The following is an 11,753-nucleotide window of genomic DNA, read 5'->3' on the forward strand; positions in this document are numbered from 1 at the left end:
CTGATAGAAACAGAAGCCACTGGAGCACCTCAAAAACACCATCATACACTAAATCAGTAAGTTGGCAGCATCACCCTAACGGTTATGGCGAGCATTCACCAGGCGGTTATTCCATGCTTTCCGCGCTGGTAGTTGAACTGGTATTGAGTGCAGGTTTCCTGTTGGTGATCCACGGCGCAACCGACAAATTCGCTCCGGCAGGTTTTGCGCCGATCGCTATTGGTCTGGCCTTAACCCTGATTCACTTAATCAGTATTCCGGTGACTAACACTTCTGTTAACCCGGCGCGCAGCACCGCGGTTGCCATCTTCCAGGGCGGCTGGGCATTAGAACAACTGTGGTTCTTCTGGGTGGTGCCAATTGTCGGCGGCATTATCGGTGGTCTGATTTACCGGACCCTGCTGGAAAAACGTAATTAATTAGCATTGGCATTTTATCTGCCCTGGTTGTTTTATCTTCGACGTTACAAACCGCACGGGTGTTGGTGGCGTCAAAATCGCCGAGGCGTTCCCTGAAGGCCGGGGCAGCCCACATGGATGTGGGCTGAGGGCGCGTCTTACAGGACGTTACCTCGCGCCCGACCCGGTAGCCGAAGGGGATAAGCTGAAGGTACCGCGCAGCGGCGATTTTGTTCGCCAGAGCCCGGGGGTGCAGGGGGCGGCGGCGACTGGCCGCCCCCTGCGCGCTCCCTGCGCCAGTGGCTTTATATGGCATTGCACATGAAAGGAGCGCAACAATGCTAAACACTCATATAGAATTAAAAATCCCCCTCTGATGCATAACATTTCCTTTTAATTGCAACTTTACTCGTCCTTCCGCTTTCAGTAGTGTGTCATCGCGCATTTCGACTTCTTTCTTTGCAAGGGCTGGGTTTTCATGTTTTCTGGGCTGTTAATCATTCTGGTTCCCCTGATTGTGGGTTACCTCATTCCGCTTCGCCAACAAGCTGCGTTAAAAGTTATTAATCAGCTATTAAGCTGGATGGTTTACCTTATTCTCTTTTTTATGGGTATCAGTCTGGCGTTTCTCGATAACCTCGCCAGTAACCTGTTGGCGATTCTGCATTATTCTGCCGTCAGTATTACCGTTATTTTACTGTGTAATATTGCCGCCCTTATATGGCTGGAGCGCGGTCTGCCGTGGCGCAACCACCATCAGCAAGAAAAACTCCCGTCGCGTATTGCGATGGCGCTTGAGTCGCTAAAACTGTGCGGCGTAGTAGTGATTGGTTTTGCCATTGGCCTGAGTGGACTGGCTTTCTTACAACACGCGACCGAAGCCAGTGAATACACGTTAATTCTGCTACTTTTCCTCGTCGGTATTCAGTTGCGCAATAATGGCATGACCTTAAAGCAGATTGTCCTTAATCGCCGGGGAATGATTGTCGCCGTGGTGGTGGTTGCCAGTTCATTAATTGGTGGTTTAATTAACGCCTTTATTCTTGATCTACCCATCAATACCGCGCTGGCAATGGCCTCTGGTTTCGGCTGGTATTCTCTTTCCGGTATTTTATTGACCGAATCTTTTGGTCCGGTAATCGGGAGCGCGGCGTTTTTTAATGATCTGGCCCGTGAGCTGATTGCAATTATGTTGATCCCTGGGCTGATTCGCCGCAGCCGCTCTACCGCACTGGGCTTATGCGGTGCGACGTCGATGGATTTCACCCTGCCCGTTCTTCAACGTACTGGCGGGCTGGATATGGTCCCGGCGGCAATTGTTCACGGTTTTATTCTTAGCCTGTTAGTGCCGATCCTCATCGCCTTTTTCTCTGCGTAATACCTCTCTGGCGGTAGATCCCTGCCGCCAAAATTGCGCTAAATCAATCTCCCTTAAAGTTGCATGAAAAATCCCTTTTATCCCCGCGTTAAGCGTCTTAACCTTAAACATGTATATTAAATATAACTTTAAAAGGTGTGATCATGTTTTGTGTGCAATGTGAACAAACTATCCGTACTCCGGCAGGAAACGGCTGCTCATACGCGCAGGGGATGTGTGGTAAAACGGCGGAAACCTCTGACCTTCAGGATTTACTCATCGCGGCGCTGCAAGGGCTTTCTGCCTGGGCGGTAAAAGCGCGTGAATACGGCATCATCAACCACGATGTCGACAGCTTCGCGCCACGTGCCTTTTTCTCAACCCTGACCAACGTTAACTTCGATTCTCCGCGTATTGTCGGCTACGCTCGTGAAGCGATTGCCTTGCGCGAGGCGCTGAAAGCACAATGCCTGACTGTAGATGCCAACGCCCGCGTCGATAACCCGATGGCTGACCTGCAACTGGTGAGCGACGATCTCGGCGAACTGCAACGTCAGGCAGCAGAATTTACCCCTAACAAAGATAAAGCGGCGATTGGCGAAAACATTCTCGGCCTGCGTCTGCTGTGCCTGTATGGTCTGAAAGGTGCGGCGGCCTATATGGAACACGCACACGTTCTCGGTCAATACGACAATGATATTTATGCCCAGTACCATAAAATCATGGCGTGGCTGGGGACCTGGCCTGCCGATATGAACGCGCTTCTTGAGTGTTCAATGGAAATCGGCCAGATGAACTTCAAAGTGATGAGCATTCTGGATGCAGGCGAAACCAGTAAATACGGTCACCCGACGCCAACCCAGGTCAACGTCAAAGCGACGGCGGGTAAATGCATCCTGATTTCCGGTCACGATCTCAAAGATCTCTACAACCTGCTGGAACAGACCGAAGGCACGGGCGTTAATGTCTACACCCACGGCGAAATGCTGCCTGCGCATGGCTACCCGGAGCTGCGTAAATTCAAGCATCTGGTCGGTAACTACGGCAGCGGCTGGCAGAATCAGCAAGTGGAATTCGCTCGTTTCCCTGGCCCCATCGTGATGACCTCGAACTGCATCATCGACCCAACCGTAGGCGCTTATGACGATCGTATCTGGACCCGCAGCATCGTTGGCTGGCCGGGTGTGCGTCATCTGGATGGCGAAGATTTCTCTGCGGTCATTGCCCAGGCGCAACAAATGGCAGGCTTCCCGTACAGCGAAATTCCGCACCTGATCACCGTGGGCTTTGGCCGCCAGACGCTGCTTGGCGCAGCGGATACGCTGATTGATCTGGTGAGCCGTGAAAAACTGCGTCATATCTTCCTGCTTGGTGGCTGTGACGGCGCACGCGGCGAGCGCCACTACTTCACCGATTTCGCCACCAGCGTGCCGGATGACTGCCTGATCCTGACCCTCGCCTGTGGTAAATATCGCTTTAACAAACTTGAGTTTGGCGATATCGAAGGTCTGCCGCGTCTGGTAGATGCAGGTCAATGTAACGATGCTTACTCAGCGATTATTCTGGCGGTAACGCTGGCAGAAAAACTGGGCTGTGGTGTGAACGATCTGCCGCTGTCGCTGGTGCTCTCCTGGTTTGAACAGAAAGCGATTGTCATTCTGCTGACGCTGCTTTCTCTGGGCGTGAAAAATATCGTCACCGGCCCGACTGCACCTGGTTTCCTGACACCAGACCTGCTGGCGGTGCTGAACGAGAAATTCGGCCTGCGGTCTGTCACCACTGTTGAAGAAGACATGAAGCAACTGTTGAGCGCGTAAGGAGTTAGCAGATGACGATGCCAACGAATCAATGCCCGTGGCGGATGCAGGTTCATCACATTAAGCAAGAAACGCCGGATGTGTGGACGATTTCCCTGATTTGCCACGATTACTACCCATATCGCGCCGGGCAATATGCACTGGTCAGCGTGCGTAACTCAGCGGAAACGCTGCGTGCTTACACCATTTCCTCCACGCCAGGAGTGAGTGAATACATCACCCTGACCGTGCGGCGGATTGATGACGGTGTCGGCTCCCAGTGGCTGACCCGCGATGTAAAACGCGGTGATTATCTCTGGCTTTCAGACGCGATGGGGGAATTTACCTGCGACGATAAAGCAGAAGATAAATTCCTGTTGCTGGCGGCAGGCTGCGGCGTCACGCCGATTATGTCGATGCGTCGCTGGCTGGCGAAGAACCGTCCACAGGCCGATGTGCGGGTGATCTACAACGTGCGTACGCCGCAGGATGTTATTTTCGCCGATGAGTGGCGTAACTATCCGGTAACGCTGGTGGCGGAAAATAACGTTACCGAAGGCTTTATCACTGGTCGTCTCACTCGCGAACTCCTGACTCGCGTTCCTGACTTAGCTTCACGTACCGTGATGACCTGCGGCCCGGCTCCGTATATGGATTGGGTAGAGCAGGAAGTGAAAGCGCTCGGCGTGACGCGTTTCTTTAAAGAGAAATTCTTCACCCCAGTAGCGGAAGCGGCGACCAGCGGTCTGAAATTCACCAAACTGCAACCGGCGCAAGAATTTTACGCTCCGGTTGGCACCACGCTGCTGGAGGCGCTGGAAAGCAATAAAGTTCCGGTTGTCGCCGCCTGCCGCGCGGGTGTTTGCGGCTGCTGTAAGACGAAAGTGGTTTCCGGTGAATATACGGTGAGCAGTACAATGACGCTGACCGACGCCGAAATCGCTGAAGGTTACGTACTGGCCTGCTCCTGCCATCCGCAGGGGGATTTGGTTCTCGCATAATCGCCTTATGCCCGATGATATTCCTTTCATCGGGCTATTTAACCGTTAGTGCCTCCTTTCTCTCCCATCCCTTCCCCCTCCGTCAGATGAACTAAACTTGTTACCGTTATCACATTCAGGAGATGGAGAACCATGAAACAAACGGTTGCAGCTTATATCGCCAAAACACTCGAATCGGCAGGCGTGAAACGCATCTGGGGAGTCACGGGCGACTCTCTGAACGGTCTTAGCGACAGTCTTAATCGCATGGGCACCATCGAGTGGATGTCCACCCGCCATGAAGAAGTGGCGGCGTTTGCCGCTGGCGCTGAAGCACAACTTTCAGGAGAACTGGCGGTCTGTGCCGGATCGTGCGGCCCAGGCAACCTGCACTTGATCAACGGCCTGTTCGATTGCCACCGCAATCACGTTCCGGTACTGGCGATTGCCGCTCATATTCCCTCCAGCGAAATTGGCAGCGGCTATTTCCAGGAAACCCACCCACAAGAGCTATTCCGCGAATGTAGCCACTATTGCGAGCTGGTTTCCAGCCCGGAGCAGATCCCACAAGTACTGGCGATTGCCATGCGCAAAGCGGTGCTTAACCGTGGCGTTTCGGTTGTCGTGTTACCAGGCGACGTGGCGTTAAAACCTGCGCCAGAAGGGGCAACTACCCACTGGTATCATGCGCCACAGCCGGTCGTGACGCCGGAAGAAGAAGAGTTACGCAAACTGGCGCAACTGCTGCGTTATTCCAGCAATATCGCTCTGATGTGTGGCAGCGGCTGCGCGGGGGCGCATAAAGAGTTAGTTGAGTTTGCCGGGAAAATTAAAGCACCTATTGTTCATGCCCTACGCGGTAAAGAGCATGTCGAATACGATAATCCGTATGATGTTGGAATGACCGGGTTAATCGGATTCTCGTCAGGTTTCCATACCATGATGAACGCCGACACGTTAGTGCTACTCGGTACTCAGTTCCCCTACCGTGCGTTCTACCCGACCGATGCCAAAATTATTCAGATTGATATCAATCCAGCCAGCATCGGCGCTCACAGCAAGGTGGATATGGCACTGGTCGGCGATATCAAATCAACCCTGCGTGCATTGCTGCCACTGGTGGAAGAAAAAGCCGATCGCAAATTTCTGGATAAAGCGCTGGAAGATTACCGCGATGCCCGCAAAGGGCTGGACGATTTAGCTAAACCGAGCGAGAAAGCCATTCACCCGCAATATCTGGCGCAACAAATTAGTCATTTTGCCGCCGATGACGCCATTTTCACCTGTGACGTTGGTACGCCAACGGTGTGGGCAGCGCGTTATCTGAAAATGAACGGCAAGCGTCGCCTGTTAGGTTCGTTTAACCACGGTTCGATGGCTAACGCCATGCCGCAGGCGCTGGGTGCGCAGGCAACCGAGCCGGAACGTCAGGTGGTCGCCATGTGCGGCGATGGCGGTTTTAGCATGTTGATGGGCGATTTCCTTTCGGTAGTGCAGATGAAACTGCCGGTGAAAATTATCGTCTTTAATAACAGCGTGCTGGGCTTTGTGGCGATGGAGATGAAAGCCGGAGGCTACCTGACAGACGGTACTGAGCTGCACGACACCAACTTTGCCCGCATTGCCGAAGCGTGCGGAATTACGGGTATTCGTGTAGAAAAAGCCTCTGAAATCGATGAAGCCCTGCAACGCGCCTTCTCCATCGACGGTCCGGTGTTGGTGGATGTGGTGGTCGCCAAAGAAGAGTTAGCCATTCCACCGCAGATCAAACTCGAACAGGCCAAAGGTTTCAGCCTGTATATGCTGCGCGCAATCATCAGCGGACGCGGTGATGAAGTGATCGAACTGGCGAAAACGAACTGGCTAAGGTAAAAAGGGTGGCATTTCCCGTCATAATAAGGACATGCCATGAATGATTTACGCAGTGATACCGTAACCCGACCGAGCCGCGCCATGCTCGAAGCGATGATGGCCGCCCCGGTTGGGGACGACGTTTACGGAGACGACCCTACCGTTAATGCTTTGCAGGACTATGCAGCAGAGCTTTCCGGTAAAGAAGCCGCCATTTTTCTGCCTACCGGCACTCAGGCCAACCTGGTCGCTCTGCTCAGTCACTGCGAACGTGGCGAAGAGTATATTGTCGGTCAGGCCGCGCATAACTATCTGTTTGAAGCCGGTGGCGCAGCGGTGCTGGGCAGTATTCAGCCGCAACCCATCGACGCTGACGCCGACGGCACGCTGCCGCTGGATAAAGTGGCGATGAAAATCAAACCCGACGATATCCATTTCGCCCGCACCAAATTACTCAGTCTGGAAAACACCCACAACGGCAAAGTGCTGCCGCGTGAATACCTGAAAGAAGCATGGGAATTTACCCGCGAGCGCAATCTGGCGCTGCATGTTGACGGTGCGCGCATCTTTAACGCCGTGGTGGCTTACGGCTGCGAACTGAAAGAGATCACGCAATATTGTGATTCGTTCACCATTTGCCTGTCGAAAGGTCTTGGGACGCCAGTCGGTTCATTACTCGTCGGTAATCGTGATTACATTAAACGTGCCATTCGCTGGCGGAAAATGACAGGTGGCGGGATGCGCCAGTCCGGCATTCTGGCTGCTGCCGGGATGTATGCGCTGAAAAATAACGTCGCACGCTTGCAGGAAGATCACGACAACGCCGCCTGGATGGCGGAGCAACTGCGCGAAGCGGGCGCGGATGTAATGCGTCAGGACACTAATATGCTGTTTGTTCGCGTCGGCGAAGAAAATGCTGCCGCGTTAGGCGAATACATGAAAGCGAGAAACGTACTGATTAACGCCTCGCCGATTGTCCGCCTGGTGACCCATCTTGACGTCTCGCGCGAACAACTGGCAGAAGTCGCCGCCCACTGGCGCGCATTCCTGGCGCGTTAAGGAGGGAGACGTGCCGCAACGCATTTTAGTTCTTGGTGCCAGTGGCTACATTGGTCAACATCTGGTGCAGGCACTCAGCCAGCAAGGGCATCAGATCCTGGCGGCGGCACGTCATGTCGACAGGCTTGCAAAGCTGCAACTGGCAAACGTCAGTTGCCATAAAGTCGATCTCAGCTGGCCGGATAACCTTCCGGCCCTGTTACAGGATATCGATACCGTCTATTTTCTGGTGCACAGCATGGGCGAAAGCGGCGATTTTATCGCTCAGGAGCGCCAGGTGGCTCTCAACGTCCGCGATGCGCTACGTGAAGTACCAGTTAAGCAATTAATCTTTCTCAGTTCGTTGCAGGCCCCGCCACATGAGCAGTCGGATCATCTGCGTGCTCGTCAGGCTACGGCGGACATTCTTCGTGAAGCGAATGTACCAGTGACCGAACTTCGGGCCGGAATTATCGTTGGCGCAGGTTCCGCAGCGTTCGAAGTGATGCGCGATATGGTTTACAACCTGCCAGTGTTAACGCCGCCACGCTGGGTTCGTTCACGCACCACGCCCATCGCGCTGGAAAACTTGCTGCACTATCTGGTGGCGCTGTTAGATCATCCGGCCAGCGAACACCGCATCTTCGAAGCCGCCGGACCAGAGGTGCTCAGTTATCAGCAACAGTTTGAACATTTTATGGCGGTGAGCGGTAAGCGCCGCTGGTTGATCCCCATCCCCCTCCCCACTCGCTGGATTTCGGTGTGGTTTCTTAATGTGATTACTTCCGTACCGCCCACCACCGCCAGGGCGTTGATTCAGGGGCTGAAACACGATCTGCTGGCGGATGACACAGCGCTACGTGCACTCATCCCACAACGGCTGATCGCTTTCGATGACGCGGTACGTAGCACGTTGAAAGAGGAAGAAAAACTGGTCAACTCCAGCGACTGGGGCTACGACGCTCAGGCCTTTGCCCGCTGGCGACCTGAGTACGGTTATTTCGCCAAACAGGCGGGGTTTACCGTTAAAACGTCCGCCAGCCTTGCGGCTTTATGGCAGGTAGTGAACCAAATCGGCGGTAAAGAGCGTTATTTCTTTGGCAATATTTTGTGGCAGACACGGGCGTTGATGGACCGTGCGATCGGTCATAAATTAGCGAAAGGCCGTCCGGAGCGCGAATATTTGCAAACTGGCGATGCGGTGGATAGCTGGAAAGTCATTGTCGTTGAACCGAAAAAGCAACTTTCGTTGTTATTTGGCATGAAAGCACCGGGGCTGGGACGACTGTGTTTTACCCTGGAAGATAAAGGCGACTATCGTACTATCGATGTCCGCGCTTTCTGGCATCCGCACGGTATGCCGGGGCTGTTTTACTGGTTATTGATGATCCCCGCGCATCTGTTTATTTTTCGCGGAATGGCAAAACAAATCGCCAGACTGGCAGAACAAAGCACAGATTAATCGACAAAACCTGCGTTATTCTTTCATGTTTCCCATTGCATCATGGGGGAAATCACGGAAGAATGCGCACGTCATTTTCTCAACAACAGTGGATTGATATGAAGGTACTGGTTACCGGCGCCACCAGCGGCTTAGGTCGAAACGCGGTAGAGTTTTTATGCCAGAAAGGCATCAGCGTGCGAGCGACCGGTCGCAACGAGGCAATGGGTAAATTGCTGGAAAAAATGGGCGCAGAGTTTGTTCCGGCGGATCTGACCGAGCTGGTCTCATCACAAGCTAAAGTGATGCTCGCGGGCATTGATACGCTGTGGCACTGCTCCAGCTTTACCTCGCCCTGGGGGACACAACAGGCTTTCGATCTGGCTAACGTTCGCGCCACTCGCCGCCTGGGTGAATGGGCTGTCGCCTGGGGTGTGCGTAACTTTATTCATATCTCTTCCCCCTCCCTGTACTTCGATTATCACCACCATCGCGATATTAAAGAAGATTTTCGCCCACACCGCTTCGCCAACGAGTTTGCCCGCAGCAAAGCAGCCAGCGAAGAAGTGATCAATATGCTTTCGCAGGCGAATCCACAAACGCGCTTTACTATTCTGCGCCCACAAAGTCTGTTCGGACCGCACGATAAAGTCTTTATCCCCCGTCTTGCGCATATGATGCACCACTACGGCAGCATTCTGTTACCGCATGGCGGCAGTGCGCTGGTCGATATGACGTACTATGAAAATGCCGTGCACGCCATGTGGCTGGCAAGCCAGGAAGCCTGCGATAAGCTACCTTCCGGGCGTGTGTACAACATCACCAACGGCGAGCATCGCACACTGCGCAGCATCGTGCAGAAGCTGATCGACGAGTTGAATATTGACTGTCGTATTCGTTCCGTCCCTTACCCGATGCTGGATATGATCGCCCGCAGCATGGAGCGTTTAGGCCGCAAGTCAGCAAAAGAGCCGCCGCTGACCCACTACGGCGTCTCCAAGTTGAATTTTGACTTTACGCTGGATATTACGCGTGCACAGGAAGAGTTAGGTTATCAGCCAGTCATTACCCTGGATGAAGGTATCGAGAAAACTGCCGCCTGGCTACGCGACCACGGAAAACTGCCGCGCTAATCCTGCCCGTATTTCTCCAGCAACGCTTCGGCAATTGCCTGAGTTTCTGCATCCGCTTCGCCGTTGTATAACGTCGGGCGGAAATGCATCTGGAACGCCATAATCACGCGCCGCTGCTCGCGCGGTGTCATATCAGGTTTAACGTCATAACCGTAGCGCGCCAAAAGCTCCAGCAATGACGCGGTATCTACCGGTGTGTGCGGCGCGCGCCCGGCAAGGTAAAAGTTCACCCGCTGCGCATCCGGCCAGGCACCAATCCCCTGCTGCGCCAGTTGCTGCCAGGGAAATAATGGCCCCGGATCGTCTTTGCGCTGCGGTGCGATATCCGCATGTGCCACTACGTTTTCCGGCTTGATGTGATAACGGGCAATAATATCTTTCGCCAGTGGAATAAGCGCCTGAATCTGTGCCGGTTCAAACGGGGCAAAATATTTCACTCCCGCCGATTTCTGCCAGCCACGGTTTTCCAGCTCAATGCCAATAGAGGTGTCGTTAAGGCGAGTTGCCCCGCGCCAGGCGCTAATCCCCGCATGCCAGGCCAGTTCTTGTTCCGGCACCAGTTGCCAGATGCGCGGTTTACCGTTGTATCGCGGTGGCACCGCAGGGACCAGATAATGCGAGCTGACCTGCTTATTGGTCAGTGTCGCCAGTGAGCTATCAAAATCATCTGCGGTGTAGTGGATCACCAGCACTTTAATGCGCGGATACGCCGCCTGCGCCTGGCGTCGGGTATCAAGCTGATATCCCTCTTTCTCGACAATGCCTTTTTCGCCCGCACACCCTGCCAGTAACAGAGCGGCAGCGACCAGCCAGAAGACTCTTCTCATCGACGCGTTTTCACCGCCGTACCGCTGACGCTAACCATCAGCATACTGCCGTTTTGCCCGACCGTTTCGTAGTCGATATCAATACCGACTACGGCATCGGCCCCCAGCGCCCGCGCCTGGGAGCCGAGCTCCTCAAAGGCGATCTCCCGCGCTTTACGTAGCTCTTTTTCGTAGGCACCGGAGCGTCCGCCAACGATATCGCGGATACCGGCAAAGAAATCACGGAAAATATTGGCACCTAAAATCGCTTCGCCGGTCACCACACCGCAATATTCAACGATGGTCTGGCCTTCCAGAGTTGGGGTTGTAGAAAATTGCATGATCGATCTCCTTGTTTGTTAAGCCTTCGATCTCTAAAGCATTATCGGACTGATATGCCATGTTGGGAAGAAGGTTTTGATCAGTTTAGGAAATCATCTCATTGTGTCAAAAACAGGTACATAAGCCTGTACAATTATCTGTTTCGTAACCGGATATTGGTTTCATTATGGAGCACCGCTTACCTGCCCTATTATGTTGTGCCGGCAATATTAATGAGTGGGAAGAGTCAACTTATATTGTAAATGATTCCTAAAGTCTTCCCCATCTTGCGCCTGAGGTATATACCGCTGGATTGCTTTTTGGTCAGCCGCCGCAAAACAAGAAAGTAATAAGATCTCAATGCTTTTGTCATTAATATAAGCGAAGATCATTCTTGCAAATTCGTATATAAACGCCCGATCCTGAGCGCTTAATAGTTTAATACAATATTTATTTTTAAGAGAATAAAGTATTTCAAGGAAAGCATCCGCAGCAACCTTCACGTTATTCCCGGCGATCATATTATATATATCTCTTGCACAGATAGAGTACAGAGAGAGTAAACAGCCATACAAATAATCATTTATTAACTCTTTTGTCCATTTTACTGGCAACCATGGTTTTATCTTGAC

General features: G+C 53.0%; 10 protein-coding genes and 1 pseudogene. 8 read left to right on the forward strand and 3 right to left on the reverse strand.

The genetic code is table 11. The annotated features are described in order from the left end of the window. The 8 genes from OQV04_RS20925 to OQV04_RS20960 all read left to right on the forward strand — a co-directional run. Positions 1-419: aquaporin (locus OQV04_RS20925; protein ID WP_247806834.1), on the forward strand; the 419-nt coding region annotated here is incomplete at its 5' end. Positions 420-876: 457 nt separating this feature from the next. Further along, entirely contained in the window at positions 877-1,776 is a 900-nt protein-coding gene (lysO, locus tag OQV04_RS20930) for an L-lysine exporter LysO (protein WP_032280625.1), read from the forward strand. 143 nt (positions 1,777-1,919) lie between these two features. Next, positions 1,920-3,572, forward strand: coding sequence for a hydroxylamine reductase (gene hcp, locus OQV04_RS20935; protein WP_032280623.1), 1,653 nt, complete (start codon positions 1,920-1,922; stop codon positions 3,570-3,572). Between the two features lie 11 nt (positions 3,573-3,583). Continuing rightward, on the forward strand, positions 3,584-4,552 hold the full coding sequence (hcr, locus tag OQV04_RS20940) for an NADH oxidoreductase (protein ID WP_021577184.1): 969 nt from the start codon (positions 3,584-3,586) through the stop codon (positions 4,550-4,552). Positions 4,553-4,684: 132 nt separating this feature from the next. Beyond that, positions 4,685-6,403: a ubiquinone-dependent pyruvate dehydrogenase gene (poxB, locus tag OQV04_RS20945; RefSeq protein WP_000815358.1), complete on the forward strand. Its 1,719-nt coding sequence runs from the start codon at positions 4,685-4,687 to the stop codon at positions 6,401-6,403. 36 nt (positions 6,404-6,439) lie between these two features. Further along, a complete protein-coding gene (ltaE, locus tag OQV04_RS20950) occupies positions 6,440-7,441 on the forward strand; it encodes a low-specificity L-threonine aldolase (protein ID WP_032280620.1) in 1,002 nt (333 codons plus the stop codon). 10 nt (positions 7,442-7,451) lie between these two features. After that, on the forward strand, positions 7,452-8,882 hold the full coding sequence (locus OQV04_RS20955) for an SDR family oxidoreductase (RefSeq protein WP_032280619.1): 1,431 nt from the start codon (positions 7,452-7,454) through the stop codon (positions 8,880-8,882). A gap of 98 nt (positions 8,883-8,980) precedes the next feature. Next, a complete protein-coding gene (locus OQV04_RS20960; protein WP_001338420.1) occupies positions 8,981-9,994 on the forward strand; it encodes an NAD-dependent epimerase/dehydratase family protein in 1,014 nt (337 codons plus the stop codon). On the opposite strand, the gene amiD is transcribed toward OQV04_RS20960, so the two are convergent. The 3 genes and pseudogenes from amiD to OQV04_RS20975 form a co-directional block, all read right to left on the reverse strand. Next, positions 9,991-10,821 carry an N-acetylmuramoyl-L-alanine amidase AmiD gene (gene amiD / locus OQV04_RS20965; protein ID WP_001255180.1) on the reverse strand — a complete coding sequence of 277 codons (831 nt, stop codon included), beginning with the start codon at positions 10,819-10,821 and terminating at the stop codon, positions 9,991-9,993. The two genes, OQV04_RS20960 and amiD, sit on opposite strands and share 4 nt — an antisense overlap. Beyond that, positions 10,818-11,141 carry a heavy metal-binding domain-containing protein gene (locus OQV04_RS20970; RefSeq protein WP_001160737.1) on the reverse strand — a complete coding sequence of 108 codons (324 nt, stop codon included), beginning with the start codon at positions 11,139-11,141 and terminating at the stop codon, positions 10,818-10,820. Before OQV04_RS20970 ends, amiD begins: the two co-directional genes overlap by 4 nt. A 210-nt stretch (positions 11,142-11,351) precedes the next feature. Further along, positions 11,352-11,753, reverse strand: a pseudogene (locus tag OQV04_RS20975) (pentapeptide repeat-containing protein); the annotation flags it as partial.

The organism is Escherichia sp. Lx600-2 (genome assembly GCF_036662595.1).
In the GTDB taxonomy this organism is placed as follows: Bacteria; Pseudomonadota; Gammaproteobacteria; order Enterobacterales; family Enterobacteriaceae; genus Escherichia; species Escherichia coli.